This is a genomic window from Paenibacillus sp. FSL H7-0323, from assembly GCF_038002725.1.
GTDB classification, from domain to species: Bacteria; Bacillota; Bacilli; order Paenibacillales; family Paenibacillaceae; genus Paenibacillus_AQ; species Paenibacillus_AQ odorifer.
In genome coordinates, this window is sequence record NZ_JBBODB010000001.1 from 540,447 (window position 1) to 556,428 (window position 15,982).

10 protein-coding genes are annotated in these 15,982 nt (G+C 44.0%); 7 read left to right on the forward strand and 3 right to left on the reverse strand.

Translation table 11 applies throughout. The features are described from left to right. Positions 1 to 61 precede the first annotated feature (61 nt). A complete protein-coding gene (locus MHH89_RS02500) occupies positions 62 to 1,156 on the forward strand; it encodes a glycosyltransferase family 2 protein (protein WP_341086238.1) in 1,095 nt (364 codons plus the stop codon). 1,845 nt (positions 1,157 to 3,001) lie between these two features. Then, the gene (locus tag MHH89_RS02505; protein WP_340395444.1) at positions 3,002 to 3,130 is read left to right on the forward strand and encodes a hypothetical protein; all 129 of its coding nucleotides are present in this window, start codon (positions 3,002 to 3,004) and stop codon (positions 3,128 to 3,130) included. A gap of 88 nt (positions 3,131 to 3,218) precedes the next feature. On the opposite strand, the gene MHH89_RS02510 is transcribed toward MHH89_RS02505, so the two are convergent. Further along, entirely contained in the window at positions 3,219 to 4,829 is a 1,611-nt protein-coding gene (locus tag MHH89_RS02510; protein WP_340034331.1) for a response regulator transcription factor, read from the reverse strand. 14 nt (positions 4,830 to 4,843) lie between these two features. Next, positions 4,844 to 6,568 (reverse strand): cache domain-containing sensor histidine kinase, encoded by a 1,725-nt coding sequence (locus MHH89_RS02515; RefSeq protein WP_340034332.1) that lies wholly within the window; start codon positions 6,566 to 6,568, stop codon positions 4,844 to 4,846. Positions 6,569 to 6,824: 256 nt separating this feature from the next. On the opposite strand from MHH89_RS02515, the gene MHH89_RS02520 reads away from it, so the two are divergent. The 5 genes from MHH89_RS02520 to MHH89_RS02540 all read left to right on the forward strand — a co-directional run bounded on the left by MHH89_RS02520 (position 6,825) and on the right by MHH89_RS02540 (position 14,469). Beyond that, entirely contained in the window at positions 6,825 to 8,429 is a 1,605-nt protein-coding gene (locus tag MHH89_RS02520) for an extracellular solute-binding protein (RefSeq protein WP_341086242.1), read from the forward strand. 82 nt (positions 8,430 to 8,511) lie between these two features. Beyond that, positions 8,512 to 9,435, forward strand: coding sequence for an ABC transporter permease (locus MHH89_RS02525; protein WP_341086244.1), 924 nt, complete (start codon positions 8,512 to 8,514; stop codon positions 9,433 to 9,435). 17 nt (positions 9,436 to 9,452) lie between these two features. Then, a complete protein-coding gene (locus tag MHH89_RS02530) occupies positions 9,453 to 10,376 on the forward strand; it encodes a carbohydrate ABC transporter permease (RefSeq protein ID WP_076130365.1) in 924 nt (307 codons plus the stop codon). Positions 10,377 to 10,424: 48 nt separating this feature from the next. Further along, positions 10,425 to 12,029, forward strand: coding sequence for an extracellular solute-binding protein (locus MHH89_RS02535; RefSeq protein WP_341086246.1), 1,605 nt, complete (start codon positions 10,425 to 10,427; stop codon positions 12,027 to 12,029). A 22-nt stretch (positions 12,030 to 12,051) separates the two neighbouring features. Beyond that, positions 12,052 to 14,469 (forward strand): glycoside hydrolase family 31 protein, encoded by a 2,418-nt coding sequence (locus MHH89_RS02540; protein WP_341086248.1) that lies wholly within the window; start codon positions 12,052 to 12,054, stop codon positions 14,467 to 14,469. A gap of 89 nt (positions 14,470 to 14,558) precedes the next feature. Here the strand turns inward: MHH89_RS02540 and MHH89_RS02545 are convergent, their stop codons facing one another. After that, the gene (locus MHH89_RS02545; RefSeq protein ID WP_076130363.1) at positions 14,559 to 15,902 is read right to left on the reverse strand and encodes a glycoside hydrolase family 30 protein; all 1,344 of its coding nucleotides are present in this window, start codon (positions 15,900 to 15,902) and stop codon (positions 14,559 to 14,561) included. Positions 15,903 to 15,982 lie beyond the last annotated feature (80 nt).

The following is a 15,982-nucleotide window of genomic DNA, read 5'->3' on the forward strand; positions in this document are numbered from 1 at the left end:
TTCTTAAACCCTGCATATCAATATAGAAAGAATTTCAAACAAAGCGTGTAGGAGGGCGAGTATGGTTACGATTAGTTTATGTATGATAGTACGAAATGAAGAAAAAAGCTTACACAGATGTTTGTCTACCATTACAAGTCTCGTAGATGAAATTGTTATCGTGGATACAGGCTCGACGGATAAAACGAAAGAGATTGCGTTGTCCTTCGGAGCTGTAATTTATGATTTTGAATGGATTGATAATTTTAGTGCCGCACGTAATTTTGCCTTTAGCAAAGCTACTCAGGAGTACATTTTGTGGCTTGATGCGGATGATTATATAAAGGAAGAGGATCAGATTCTTTTTAAAAAACTAAAAGAAATCCTGCCCGGACATATTCACAGTGTGAACATGCAATATAATCTGGCTTTTGACAAAGCGGGAAATGTCACAGCTAGTTTACGCCGCAACAGGCTGGTTCGGCGCAGCTGCAACTTTCAATGGATTGGGCCTGTTCATGAGTATTTAGAGGTAAGTGGTCCTTCTTTTAGTAGTGATGTCTGCATCACACATGAGAAAGATAAGGAATACACAGATCGTAATTTGCGGATTTATCAAAAACGAGTTGCACAGGGTGAAGTATTTTCGCCGAGAGACCAGTATTATTATGCGAATGAATTAAGGGATCATGCTATAAATGAAGAGGCTTGCAAATACTATGAGATTTTCTTAGCGGGTGGGCAGGGCTGGATTGAAGATAATTTCCAGGCTTGCCTAAAGCTTGCCGAATGCCGGGAACGGTTGGGGGATAAAGACGGTGCATTTGAAGCGTTATGTAAAACCTTGCAGTATGATAAACCACGGTCAGAGTTCTGTTGCCGACTGGGGGCACTTCTGCTGGAAAAAGGCCAGTTGCATCCAGCCGCATACTGGTATGAGCTAGCGATTCAGCTACCGCGGGATAACGATTCGATGGGGATGAAGAATGGGATCTTTTATACCTGGCTGCCGCATCTTCAATTGGCACTTTGTTATGATCGTCTCGGCCAACACGAGAAGGCGAATCATCACAATGAAACGGCGTTGAGTTTTTATCCATCCCATCCTAGTATGTTATACAATCGCACCTATTTTAAAAATCTGCTTGGCGATAAATATGTAGCGCTTCAGGCTTAATTTAGTAAAAGAGATGCCCCAGCCGTTCTGATTATGACTGCTGGGGCATTTATGTTTTTTTTGGAGCTTGCAAGATTACTGGCAGTGGGGAACCTTCCCGTGATCCCCGGCAAGCTTCGCGGATTTGCTCCAGATTTCCGCGTAGGAAGCAGCTATCGGACCCAGCTGACCTTAAACGTTGCTTTATGCCACATTTGGAATTCTAACGGGCCGCATAGTCGCTATTGACCATAAACACACTCGATTTGGAGCAATATCTCAGGAATAGCTGCACTGGAGTCCGAAACTGTGCTCAAAAGGCGATAAATGGGCAAATAGCGTCATCTGAGTCCGGAAGCACCTGAGGCGAGAGTGGGGCGGGTGGTTACTGGCGGAGTTGCGCTGTCCCCTTGATCTCCGGCAATCTTCGCTGATTGGCTCCAGATTTCCGCGTACGAAGTAGCTATCGGACTCAGCCGACCTTAAACGCTGCTATATGGCACATTTGGAATTCTAACGGACCGCATAGTCGCTATTGGCATGAAACACACTCGATTTGGAGCAATATCTCAGGAATAGTTGCACTGGAGTCCGAAACTGTGCTCAAAAGGCGATAAATGAGCAAATAGCGTCATCTGGGTCCGGAAGCACCTGAGGCGAGAGTGGGGCGGGTGGTTACTGGTTGTAAGAGTAAGCTCGGCGTAAATGACTCCGGTAGTGTAGGAGAAAAGGCGTGGCGGATGATTACCGGGTGTAAGAGTGAAGCGCATAGTTACTGGTGGGGTCTTGGTCTTTTCCCTTGATCCCCGGCAAGCTTCGCTGATTGGGTCCAGATTTCCGCGTAGGAAGTAGCTATCGGACCCAGCTGACCTTAAACGCTGCTATATGGCACATTTGGAATTCTAACGGACCGCATAGTCGCTATTGGCATGAAACACACTCGATTTGGAGCAATATCTCAGGAATAGATGCACTGGAGTCCGAAACTGTGCTCAAAAGGCGATAAATGGGCAAATAGCGTCATCTGGGTCCGGAAGCACCTGAGGCGAGAGTGGGCCGGGTGGTTACTGGTTGTAAGAGTAAGCTCGGCGTAAATGACTCCGGTAGTGTAGGAGAAAAGGCGTGGCGGATGATTACTGGGTGTAAGAGTAAGGTATGAGGTGTAAGATTCCCGGTAGCGTAGGAGTAAAGGTGCGGTGGATGATTACTGTTTGCAAGAGTGAGGCGGATAGTTACTGGTGGGGTCTTGGTCTTTTCCCTTGATCCCCGGCAAGCTTCGCTAATTAGCTCCAGATTTCCGCGTAGGAAGTAGCTATCGGACTCAGCGGACCTTAAACGCTGCTATATGGCACATTTGGAATTCTAACGGACCGCATAGTCGCTATTGACCTGAAACACACTCGATTTGGAGCAATATCTCATGAATAGCTGCACTGGAGTCCGAAACTGTGCTCAAAAGGCGATAAATGGGCAAATAGCGTCATCTGGGTCCGAAAGCATCAGAGGGGAGAGAGTGAAGCGGATAGTTACTGGCGGAGTTGCGCTGTCCCCTTGATCCCCGGCAAGCTACGCTAATTAGCTCCAGATTTCCGCGTAGGAAGTAGCTATCGGACCCAGCTGACCTTAAACGTTGCTTTATGGCACATTTGGAATTCTAACGGACCGCATAGTCGCTATTGACCAGAAACACACTCGGTTTGGAGCAATATCTCAGGAATAGCTGCACTGGAGTCCGAAACTGTGCTCAAAAGGCAATAAATGGGCAAATAGCGTCATCTGAGTCCGGAAGCACCTGGGGCGAATGGTTACTGGATGTAAGAGTAAGGTCAGGGGTGTAAGATTCCCGGTAGCGAAGGAGTAAAGGCATTGCGGATGATTACTGTGTGTAAGAGTAATCTCGGCGTAAATGACTCCGGCAGTGTAGGAGTACAGGCGTGGCGTATGATTACTGGGCGCAAGAGTAAGCTCGTAGGTGGATCATTATCAGCAGCGTAGGAGTAAAGGTAGACAGTAATTAATATTCAGAAGATATCCCAAAGAGGGTAACCCAGCATCCATGAAATAGATGCTGGGTTACCCTCTTTTAGTAAGCTGGATTGTATTGTTGTTCCTTTTTATAATCGTTTGGAGGGAGACCTACTTCTTGTTTGAAAAGCTTGGAGAAATAGGAGTAGTTGCTATAGCCGACTTTGTTCGCGACGGTATATACAGACATATTTGTGGTTTCTAATAGATGTTTCGCAGCAGCGATTCGGACGTGGATGACGTAACTGCCTAATGAAACCCCAGTTTCTCGTTTGAATATCCTCGCCAGGTAATCAGGATTGAGATAAACAATTTCAGCCAAATCATTTCGGGTCAGATCATCGCCGTAATGTGAATGAATGTATTGTTTGATTTCTTCTGCGACGGACTTAGGCTGGGCAGCAAAGTCACGATATTTCATGGCTGTAGTGACAAGGTATTTAAGATATTCTTCCATATCCTCGATTGAATCCAAAGAGTGCATAGATAACTTATCATTAGTTTTGCCAGAGTATAATTTGTGCGATCGTATCCCTTTCAGGTTGAGAAATGAATAGACTAGCTGAACTACATCTAAACGGAACAAGCTAAGGACAGAGGTCTCAAGTGTTCTATTGTTAAGCATGACCTTTAAATATTGTGTAACTTCTTCAAGAAAAGCAGTGAATTTATTCTGGTTCAGCAGCTCTTCCAAATAGGCAAGATCCGGTGGTGTATAGCCCGGTTTATTTTGCTGCAGATAAGCCTCCACCAAAAAGGTCTGATTTCTGCATCTCGTAATTTCTTCATCCATAGTCAGGGATTGTTTTAGAACATTCCCTACATTACTCAGTTTATCGTATAAGCCAATATTGCAGCAGACATCACATTTTAAATAAGGATTCGCCTTTTGAATAAAAGAAGAACATAATGCTTCAAGCCGTTGCGTGTCTGGTGCCTGGTTCCATTTTAAAATGGCGATCCAGTTATAATCTTTATATTCCAGAATGCTTTCGATGGTAAAACAAGGGTGCTGAAACAATTCGTACAATACATTTAGCAGGGCAAAATCAAACAGATCCTTTTCTTCTTTTCCCATGCTGCCATTGTAAGGGAATAAGTTAAATATCAAAGGCTGTAGAGTATCGCTCATTTGATAGGAGAGGTTTTGTTCTTCAATGGCATGTGTGATGTCTGCCAACTTAATCGGAAATGATGTACTGCCACTGACTAGCTTCCGCCAAAAATGCTCAAGAATCTTCGCCTGATTTTTTTGCCAAAAGTAACCGCCCTGAATGGCTTTTTCGTTTTTTTGCTGCTCTTTTGCTTGGGTGACCGCCTTTTGGATGATCAACATCAGCTTGTCAAATTCAATGGGTTTGAGGAAATATTCAAAGCTCTGCAATTCGATTGCTTTCTGCGCATAGTTGAAATCTGCATAATTGGTAAGAAGAATAGTCTGAATACTATAATTTCCCTCGCGAATCCATGCCAGTAATTCCAGTCCGCTGCCCTGCGGCATTTCAATATCTGAAATCAGAATTTGAACAGAATGCTTTTCTATTATTTCACGTGCTTGAGCGACATTATTAGCCGTATAAACGGTATCAATGTGGAGTGATTCCCAATCTATTTTCTTTTGCAATGCGGCAATAACATAAAAGTCATCATCAACAAGCAGTACATTCATAGTTTGCTCTCCATTCATTTAGATTTATCAGGAAGTTTCGGAAGATATAAGATTACACTAGCGCCGCCGCCCTCCAAATTGGAGAAGGTGACGGTTGCTCTTTTTAAATATAGGTACTCTAGTCTTTTAAGCGTATTCATAATGCCGATTTGCGTACCTTTACTTTGATCCAAGGGCTCTCCAAGATTAAGTTTCTCTAACACCTGAGGTGGAAAACCGGGACCGGTATCGGTGAGCTGGATAACGAGCATTTCTTCTTCCTGCTCCATCTGTAATCGTTGTACTGTAAGTCTGATCTCGGCTTCATGTTCGCGTGAAATCGCATATTTAATTGAATTTTCGATAAAGGTTTGCAGCACTAACGGTGGAATTTCCACACTGCCTGCCTGATCCTCTTGTTCGATGTAATAAATAAATGCGTCCTGATAACGTTGCTTTTGAATCTCCAAGTAGGTTCGGACATGCTCGATTTCATCCTCCAACCGGACAAAATTCTCGCCATTCTGAAAAATGTAACGGAAATACTTAGAGGTAGACAACGTCATATTTTCAATTTCTTTATACATATGAATTTGCGCCATGCTATAGATGCTAGTCAGACAGTTTAAGAAAAAGTGTGGTTTAATCTGTAGCTTCATATAGTCCAGCTGTATTCTTTGTTTCTCCAGTTCCTGCTCGTACATAGCGATTTTAAAGGTTTTGATTTGTTCAACCAAGCCTTTAAACTGAGTGTTTGCCTGTTCCAGCTCTATAATCTCACTGCTTTTGAAATCTGCGGGTTGCCCAGACTCATTAATGAAAGCAAGGTTATCGGAGAAGCTTTGAATCGGACCTAACACTCTTTTTTTGAAAAAGAGCAGAACAATGCATAACGTGGAGGTCACAATGAAGAACAATAACATAATAAGCAGCTGGGCAATCATGATTTTTTCGAATATGCCATATTTAATGACCATTTTGGTGCTGAAGGTGGTGTCTGAGAATGCGCTGTTGATGGTTGTACGCGATTGCAAAAGATTAGCGAATCCCCCATTTTCCGTTATTAACGTTCCGCTATTGGAGATCGGACTGGTTAAAGGCTGTTCATTCTCATCTACTAGAGAAACATAACCATTGGCGCCAAGATTAATTTGGCGTAGCGGCCGGATCAGATTATCTGCGGAGATCAGTCCAATTAAATAGCGATTGTAATAGGGCACGATATTAATTACATAATAATGGTTGTTCACAAGAATAGGCGTCCATTTGGAATAAAACTTCTCATACATCTCCTTATCATCAATATAAGAAATAATCTTCTTTTTCAGCTCCCTGTAATCCGTATAGGTTACGCTGATCGGTGCACAATTCAAAAAATAGGTCTCATTTTTCAAGTAGTAGAAGAAGTTATACTCATGCCCGTAGTTTTTTTGCAGCTCGGTAAAGCGTTTGAACAGATTATCATTTGCTTTTAAGAACTCGATACTGTTGACCCCGTAAGTATTCATCGTTAGTAAGCTCTCATCGTTCCCAAGCGTCCAGCCCATATAGTGATTAATGTAGGCAAAATCATGATTAATACGATTGATGTAAAGCGCCGCAGTATCCTGCAAGTTTCGAGTGGACTGCTGCTTAACGATGGAAATGGAAGCGATGCTGATTCCTAAATCCAGAATAAGGACTGTGAATGAAACCAACATCATGACTTTTATATAATGGCGAATGGGGTAGGTTTTATGTTTCGCTGTTTTTTTGATCATAAAGTCATTATAAAACCTCTGCGTGAAAAAAACATAAGAACTCGCTAGTGATTTCCCTCAAAGTCCGGATAGCACATACAGAAGTCGGGATACTGTTATTAAATCTCCCCAAGTAGAGCATTTAGCTTTTGTATTTTTTGTAAGCGAATTCAAAGGTCTGGATAACCGTCTTAATGTGTCCGGAATACGAAAAAATAAGAAGTTATTATAAAGCTATTCAGATGCATTTTGATAAATTGAAATGGGGGATTAAGAGATGAGTCAACACAGTAAGAAAAAAACTGCAAAGAAATGGACTGTGGGTCTGCTGGCGGCTGCGATGGTATTTGGAATTGCTGGCTGCGGCGGTAACAACGGGAATAATGCAGCGACAAATGAAACGAGCAGCTATAACAAAGAAGGTCTGCCGATTGTGAATGAGCCTGTGACACTTAAAGTGCTGACTGTCCGTTGGGGGAGTATGGGGGACACCTTTACGCAAAACCAATGGCTGAAGGATCTGGAGAAAAATACGAATGTCAAAATCGATTGGCAAGTAATGTCCTCCAATGACTGGGGTGAGCAGAAGTCGATTATGCTGGCAAGTGGCACGCTTCCGGATATCGTTTTGGGAGATCAAACCTTTGGGGATGCCGATATCGTAAATAATCTGAGCTTTTTCCGGCCGCTTGATGATTATATCGAGCAAAATATGCCTAATCTCAAAGCAGCTATGGAAGAAACCCCAGAAATGAAAAAAATCAGCACATTTCCTGACGGGAAAATCTACTCCCTGCCAACAAGACTTCCTGCACGTCCAAAAAGCTCACGTCAGCCTGTGATTAACAAGACCTGGCTGGACAAATTGGGCTTGAAGGTGCCTGAAACGATTGATGAGCTTTATAACGTGCTCAAAGCTTTTAAAGAACAAGATCCGAATGGGAATGGAAAACAAGATGAGATTCCTTTTATTGAAATTGGTAATGACTTGATCAGTCCTTTCGGAATTGCCGATTTAAATAACAATAATATGATTATCAAGGACGGAAAAGCGATATATTTCCCTATTTCGGAGGAGTTCAAAGAAGGTCTCAAATGGGAAAATAAATTGTATGCGGAAGGCTTGCTAGATAAAGAGGTATTCACTCAGGACGATACGATGAGATCGGCTAAGTTCCAGAATCCGGATGCTCCAATCGTAGGCTTTACGTACCAATGGACTCCAGACGCCGTGTTTGGGAAATGGAGCGAGCAATATGTGACGATTCCACCGATTGCCGGACCAGATGGTAAACGTTATACGATCGGGAATCCGATTGGGATGAATCTTAACCGTAATGAGCTGCTGATCACCACATCCTGCAAATATCCTGAGGTTGCTGCACGTTGGGCAGATCAGTTCTATACTGACGAAGCGAGCATTCAGAATTTCTGGGGTGCGATTGGAACGGTTATTAAGAAAAACGATGATAGCACTTATACATTGATGGATCCACCAGCTGGAACCAGCGCAGATGCTTGGTATTGGGATCAATCGCTACGTGATTTTGGACCGAAATATGTGAGCCCATCCTTTGAATCGAAAATCGTCCTGAACCCTGAAAGTGGAGATGGACTGAAGCTGCAACTGGATAAGCTGGGCAGTGAATATGTAACCACACCTTTCCCTAACGTAATGTACACTTCTGAGGAGTTCGAGGAGCTGCCAACCTTGACTACGGATATCGACAGCTATGTGAATACTATGCGGGCGCAATTTATTAGCAAAGGCGGAATTGACGAGGGCTGGGATGATTATGTGAGCAAGCTTAATAAAATGGGACTTGAAAAGTTAGTTAAGATTCGCACGGATGCTTACAGCCGTTATATGAACGTGAAATAACCTATTCGTCTTTCGAAAAAGGTGCTGCCCTGCAGGATAGCTGTGGGGTAGCATTCTCTATTTTAAATAAGGAGGGGATGTCATGAAATCTAGTCCACTTCATTTCGGGCGGAAATTCGGACAAATCAAACAAAATTGGGGTCTCTATCTATTGCTTTTCCCTGCTGTAGTTCTGACGCTATTATTCGCGTACAAGCCAATGTACGGGGTGCTGATTGCTTTCAAGGATTATAGCCCGGCGTTGGGAATTGGAGGCAGCCCTTGGGCTGGATTCAAGTACTTCGAGAAATTTTTTCATTCCTATAAATTTTCATCAACGATTAAAAATACATTGATCATCAGTGTATACAGTCTGATTACCTTTCCGATTCCAATTATACTGGCGCTGATGGTTAACCAGATGAGACCTAACCGGTTCAGACGTTTTTTCCAGACGGTGTCCTATATGCCGCACTTTATCTCCACAGTAGTAATGGTGGGTTTAATGATGATTTTGTTCTCACCTAGCACCGGACTGCTGGGCAATATATATAGTCTTTTTGGAAAAGAGGCTCCTGATCTGATTGGCTCCGCTGGATTATTCAGCAGTGTGTATGTTTGGTCAGATGTGTGGCAGCATGTCGGCTGGGACAGCATTATCTTTATCGCTGCGCTCTCCGCAGTTGATCCTAGCTTGTACGAGGCGGCAACCGTAGACGGAGCAAGCCGGATGCATAAAATTCGTTATATCGATATTCCGATGCTGATGCCAACAGCGATAACCTTGCTTATTTTGCGGGTCGGTGGATTGCTTGGGGTTGGGTTTGAAAAAGTGTACTTAATGCAAAATGACTTGAACATCACTTCAAGCGAAATTCTTTCTACTTATGTCTACAAAATTGGCTTGCTCAGCAGTCAATACAGCTTTTCCTCGGCGATCAACCTGTTTAACACCGTTATTAATTTTATTTTATTGATCATGGTCAATCAGATTTCTAAAAAACTAAGCGAAAATAGCTTGTGGTAGAAGGGAGGAACATTGAAATGGGAGGTTTAGAGACAGTTACTAAAGGGAATGTGGGGAAAATAAAGAAGAATCGTTCTTCGGATACTATAATGGAAATAGTGATGTATGTTATATCAGCAATTTTTCTAGTTATCTTAATTTATCCGCTATATTTTATCGTCATTGCTTCGTTCAGTGATCCTTCCGCGGTGGCGGGGGGGCAGGTTTGGTTATTTCCTAAAGGGTTCACCTTCGATGGTTACAAAGAGCTGCTGCGTCATGAAAATATTTGGATCGGTTACTGGAATACCATCATGTATACGGTGGTAGGGACGGCAATCGGTTTAATTGTAAATATTTCTGCGGCCTATGCGTTGTCCAGAAAGGATCTTGTGGGGCGAAAATATCTTTCCCTGTTTTTCATCTTTACGATGTTTTTTAATGGGGGGTTAATTCCGACTTTTCTAACGATCCGTGATTTCCATCTGTACGACACATTTCTGGTGATGGTACTGCCTTTCTCCGTTGGGGTGTTTAACATTATCGTTGCCCGCACCTTTTTTCAGTCGAGTATTCCGGGAGATTTATGGGAAGCTGCACAGATCGATGGTTGTGGAAATCTTCGATATTTTGTACAGATCGTTTTGCCACTATCGAAGGCGATTATTGCCGTGCTGGGTCTATGGATCGCCGTTGGTTACTGGAATTCATATTTTAATGCCTTGATCTATTTGAAAAATCCTAATATGTATCCTTTGCAGCTGATTCTGCGAAATATTCTGATCACCAATCAGATGCAATCGGGGATGGGAACCGGGGAAGCTGCGCAAATCGCACTACGACTCGCCAATATGATGCGGTATTCTGTTATTATCGTGGCAACGGTTCCGATCATGTGTGTGTACCCCTTTGTACAAAAATACTTTAACCAAGGGGTAATGATCGGCGCAGTGAAGGAATAGTACATTCGGCTATTCTACTAACATTCATTCGTAAGGAGCAAGAACGTTATGAAAAAGCAACAAAAAAACAGGATATATAGAACAATCACCGTCATTCTTTTAGTGACAACGTTGCTTGCTAGCCTTACTGCCTGTAAAGGGAGCAATGGGGTTAATTCTGTTGAACCTGAGCCGGGCGGATTTAACAAAGAAGGATTGCCGATAGTGGATAAGCCTGTGACGCTGAAAGTACTCACTGTCCGGTGGGTAAGCATGGGAGATTCTTTTACCGAGAATCAATGGCTCAAGGATTTGGAGAAGAACACGAATGTCAAAATCGAGTGGCAGGTGATGTCCTCCAATGATTGGAGTGAACGGAAGTCTATTATGCTGGCCAGCGGCACACTTCCAGATATCATTTTAGGGAGTCAGACCTTTGGAGATGCGGATATCGTCAATAATTTAAGCTTATTTCGGCCGCTAGATGATTATATTGAGCAAAACATGCCTAATCTCAAAGCAGCTATGGAAGAAACACCGGAAATGAAAAAAATCAGCACCTTTCCTGACGGGAAAATCTACTCGCTGCCTGCAAGATTACCCTCACGTCCTAAAAGCTCACGTCAGCCTGTGATTAATAAATCCTGGCTGGACAAATTGGGTTTGAAGGTACCGGATACGATAGACGATCTTTATAACGTGCTAAAAGCATTCAAAGAACAAGATCCGAATGGAAACGGAAAACAGGATGAGATTCCTTTTATCGAATTAAGTAATGATCTAATCAGTCCCTTCGGAATTGCAGATTTGAATAATAACTTCATGGTGGTCAAGGACGGAAATGCGGTTTATTACCCGATTTCAGAGGAATACAAAGAAGGGCTCAAATGGGAGAGCAAATTGTTTAAAGACGGATTACTTGATAAAGAAGTATTCACTCAAGACGAAACGATGAGATCGGCAAAGTTTCTAAATCCGGATGCCCCAATCGTAGGCTTCTCTTATCAGTGGACGCCAGACGCTATGTTTGGCAAATGGAGTGATCAATATGTGACCATTCCGCCAATTGCTGGACCAGACGGGAAGCGCTACACCGTTGGGAACCCGTATGGGATGAATCTGGAACGCAACGAGCTGTTGATCACCACATCCTGCAAGTATCCAGAAATTGCAGCACGCTGGGCGGATCAGTTCTATACCAATGAAGCCAGCATTCAGAATTTCTGGGGTGCCATTGGAACGGTGATTAAGAAAAATGACAACGGTACGTATACATTGATGGACCCTCCAACCGGCACCAGTGCGGATGCTTGGTATTGGGAACAGTCACTCCGGGATTTTGGGCCGAAATATGTAAGCCCAGCTTTTGAAAAGACCATCTTTCTAAATCCTAAAACCGGAGATGGACTGAAGCTACAACTCGATAAGCTGGGAAGTGACTACACAACACCACCTTTCCCCAACGTAATGTACACTGCAGAAGAGTTTCAGGAGCTGCCGACCTTGACCACCGATATTGATAGTTACGTCAATACAATGCGTGCTCAATTTATAATCTCAGGTGTTATTGACGAGCAGTGGGATGACTATGTGAAGCAGCTACGGGGGATGGGCCTCGAAAAGATGGTGAAAATTCGGACAGATGCTTTCAGCCGTTATATGGGCGTTGAATAACAAGAAATGAGGTTTTTACTTGATGGGAAATATAATGAAAGAGCCAACCCCTTTGGCGGCCCAATTAAAGCTGCATTCTGAACCAGGCAGTAATGCTGACGCGATTATTCAGGGGGAGTGCTATCGGTTTACTGTCTTAACTCCGGAGCTTATCCGGATGGAATATAGTGAGGAAGGTTTTTTCGAAGATCGGGCGTCGCAGACCGTTGTGAATCGCAATTTCCCGGTTCCAGAGTTCCGCGTAATGGATCTGGGGAATAAACTTGAGTTGATTACGGAGCGCCTGCATTTAACTTATGACAAGCAGCCTTTCTCCCGGCATGGTCTCAGTGTTCGGGTGAGAAACGAAGCGGGTCACCTAATGAGTGTCTGGAATTATGGAGATACAGTCCAAGATTTGGGAGGAACAGCACGTACCCTGGATAATGCAGATGGTGCCATTCCGCTGGAGTACGGACTACTTTCACGTGCGGGGTATACGTTAGTTGATGATAGCACCTCCCTAGTACTGGAAGAGGATGGACGGGTCGAGCTACGGGCGTTGGCTGGCCTCGATGTTTATTTTTTTGGATACGGTCATGATTATTTGCACTGCTTGAAGGATTTCTATCACCTTTGCGGTCGTACGCCCCTATTGCCACGTTATGCCCTTGGCAACTGGTGGAGCCGTTATTACCGATATTCAGAAGAAGAATACAAAGCGTTAATGGAGCGGTTTGAGCTCGAGCGAATTCCGTTCTCCGTCGCTGTTATAGATATGGATTGGCATCTCGTCGATATTGATCCGCAGTACGGCAGTGGCTGGACGGGTTATACCTGGAACCGGGAACTGTTTCCGGAGCCTCAAAGATTTTTGGCATGGCTGCATGAAAAAGGCCTTCGAGTAACGCTCAACGTACATCCAGCAGACGGTGTACGGGCCTTTGAAGATCCTTATCTGGCCATTGCTGCAGAGATGGGGATGGACCCGGAAAAAGGGGATGCTGTGGAATTTGATATCACGGATCCGAAATTTTTGCGGGCATACTTTAAGTTTCTGCATCATCCGCTAGAGGATGAAGGTGTGGACTTCTGGTGGATTGATTGGCAGCAGGGTGGAGTGACTAAAGTACCGGGACTAGATCCGCTTTGGATGCTGAACCATTATCACTATCTGGATAGCGGCCGGCGAGGCAACCGGCAGATTACTTTTTCCCGTTATGCAGGTCTTGGCAGCCATCGTTATCCTGTGGGCTTCTCTGGAGATACCATTGTCACTTGGGAGTCGCTGGATTTCCAGCCATACTTCACAGCCAACGCCGCCAACGTGGGATATGGTTGGTGGAGCCATGATATCGGGGGCCATATGAATGGTTATTTAGACGATGAGTTGGCAATGCGCTGGGTGCAATTCGGTGTGTTTTCACCTATTCTGCGGTTACATAGTTCTGCTAGTGCCTTTAACAGCAAGGAGCCATGGCGATTCAATAAGATTGCGGAAGATGTGATGAAGGATTGCCTGCGCTTGCGGCATAGTTTACTTCCCTATCTGTACACTATGAATCGCTACGCCAGCCGCGATAGTCTTCCGTTAATCCGACCGATGTATTATCATCATGCGTTGTCGAATGAAGCCTATGAAGTGCCCAATGAATATTATTTCGGAACGGAACTTATTGCCTGTCCGATTACACAGCCGGTCAACCCAAAGGTAGGCGTTGCCGAATTTAAGGCTTGGTTACCTGAAGGGATTTGGATAGATTTTTTTAACGGAAGAGTGTACGACGGTGGCAGAAAGCTTTCTCTTTATCGTAATCTTGAGAATATCCCTGTATTAGCTAAAGCGGGTGCTATTGTGCCCATGGCAGATCTGACGCAATTTACCTCTTCAGTGGATAATCCGAGGCATATGGAGGTCCGTGTATTTGCGGGAGGAAGGGGTCATTTTCATCTCTGGGAGGATGAGGGCGATACTGCGGAGGATCAGGACGATCAATGGTGTGATACAGAAATGATCCTGGAAATGGGGGATAGAGCGAGCTTCAAGATCCTCTCTGCTAAGGGAAATACAAAGGTTGTGCCTGAGCGGAGATCGTGGAAGCTGTCCTTTGTTGGTTTTGCTGATACGAAGGTACAGGTATTCGCTGGCGGCACAGAAATCGAAGCAAACATGGACTATGATGAGGCTACACATACGCTTACGATCATGATTTCGGATCAAGCGGTAGAGCATTCATTGGAGGTAACGTTCACAGATGCCCGGATTGCGGTGAATTCGGTAGATGATGAGGTGTTCAGCCTTCTGAACCGTGCGCAAATTCTTTTCCAATTGAAAGAACAAATTTACCATGTAGTCAAAGCAGCAGTAACGCCGATGGCAGCCCTGGCTTCTCTTGCCTCGTTGGATCTTGAACATACACTGTATGGAGCGTTATGCGAAATACTGTCGGCAAGACTTTAAGCACTATTTCATTGAATTTAATAAAAAAGGAGGTTCTCTCTGTGCGCTGGCATAAAGAGAACCTTTTTTTTATTAGGAATGAACCGCTGCTACTTAATTAGCAGGGTTTGAATGGCATGAGCCGGAATCATGTTCTCAGCCAGTTCGTCATGGAAGCGCAGGGTGAATGGAAGCTCTTGCTCTGTGCGATTCATAACGATAACAGCAATAGTGCCATCAGGGTTGCGGAAAGCTGTTGTTTCAAGCTTATCTGTATATTTGGAGAAACCAATGCGTTTAGCACCCGGACGAATATATTTACTGAAGTGCCCGATGTAATAGAAAGAGCTCTCAAAAGTAATTTCATCGTTTTTGGTATCTCCGATAATTGGAGCGTCACAGTAATTTCCTACATGATTAGGTCCACCTTGCTCATCCAAGACAATGTTCCAGTCTGTCCAGCTCGACATCCAGTTGTTCAGATTGCCAATGATATCATGTCCGTAACGTTCACCGGTGTTCCATGAGCCGAGATGAACGCCACCTTCTTGGCAGCCTTCGCTGAAGAACAGCTTTTTATCTGGGAAACGATCATGTACAGCAGAGAGGGCTTCGAAGTGATCACCGGAATACCAATGGAAGCAGATTCCCCATATGTATTTGGACGCTGCTTGATCTTCAAAAGCAACCTTAGCACGGTCATATACCCGTTCTTTGTTATGATCCCAGATCATAACTTTTACATGGCCCAAGCCCGCTTGTTCCAGAGCAGGTCCCAAGTAGTCACGCACAAAATCCTTTTCTTCTTCAGCGGTATACAGGCAGGAATCCCATCTTTGTACAGCTTTGGCTTCATTCTGAACACTGACAGCCCAGATATCAATCCCTTCTGCAGCGTACGCCTCAATATATTTAACGAACATGTTAGCCCAAGCCTCACGATATTCAGGCTTAAGAGCTCCGCCTCCGTTCATTTGCCCGTTTGTCTTCATGAACGCTGGAGGACTCCATGGGGAAGAGAACAGACGAAAATCTTCACCTACTGCTGCGGCAGCATTTTTTATGAGGGGGATAATTGATTCGTGATCTCTGGAAATATCGAATGAACGTAGCTCCGCATCGCCTTCCTCTACATAAGCATAGTTGCCCAGTGAGAAGTCGCAGCTTTGGATGTGTGAGCGGCAAAGGGTGTATCCGATGCCGTGCTCAGGATGAAAATAAGCGTCAATGATTTCTTTTTGTTTAGCTTCACTAAGTTTAGCGATAGTAACGGCAGAGGACTCCGTAAGGGCTCCACCAAAGCCTTCAATTTCTTGATACTCCAGATCATCATAGATATTGATTAGCTCTGATTCGACTCCTGACGTATCGGGAAGGAAAATCAGAGGGTCCTTTTCTGTTAAACGATCCGTGGTTTCTTTAGCGGTTTGAATGACGCGAATAGTTTTACTCATAATGGTTGATAACCTCCTACATATGAATTCTGTCTTTATTATAGAAGGAGATTCACTGCACTTTGAAGAAACTATATGGC

What these genes read in the sequence shown, in the direction of transcription:
- MHH89_RS02545 (WP_076130363.1), bottom strand. Translation starts at nt 15,902, where the DNA reads ATGAGTAAAACTATTCGCGTCATTCAAACCGCTAAAGAAACCACGGAT.
- MHH89_RS02515 (WP_340034332.1), bottom strand. Translation starts at nt 6,568, where the DNA reads ATGATCAAAAAAACAGCGAAACATAAAACCTACCCCATTCGCCATTAT.
- MHH89_RS02525 (WP_341086244.1), top strand. Translation starts at nt 8,512, where the DNA reads ATGAAATCTAGTCCACTTCATTTCGGGCGGAAATTCGGACAAATCAAA.
- MHH89_RS02530 (WP_076130365.1), top strand. Translation starts at nt 9,453, where the DNA reads ATGGGAGGTTTAGAGACAGTTACTAAAGGGAATGTGGGGAAAATAAAG.
- MHH89_RS02540 (WP_341086248.1), top strand. Translation starts at nt 12,052, where the DNA reads ATGGGAAATATAATGAAAGAGCCAACCCCTTTGGCGGCCCAATTAAAG.
- MHH89_RS02520 (WP_341086242.1), top strand. Translation starts at nt 6,825, where the DNA reads ATGAGTCAACACAGTAAGAAAAAAACTGCAAAGAAATGGACTGTGGGT.
- MHH89_RS02500 (WP_341086238.1), top strand. Translation starts at nt 62, where the DNA reads ATGGTTACGATTAGTTTATGTATGATAGTACGAAATGAAGAAAAAAGC.
- MHH89_RS02510 (WP_340034331.1), bottom strand. Translation starts at nt 4,829, where the DNA reads ATGAATGTACTGCTTGTTGATGATGACTTTTATGTTATTGCCGCATTG.
- MHH89_RS02535 (WP_341086246.1), top strand. Translation starts at nt 10,425, where the DNA reads ATGAAAAAGCAACAAAAAAACAGGATATATAGAACAATCACCGTCATT.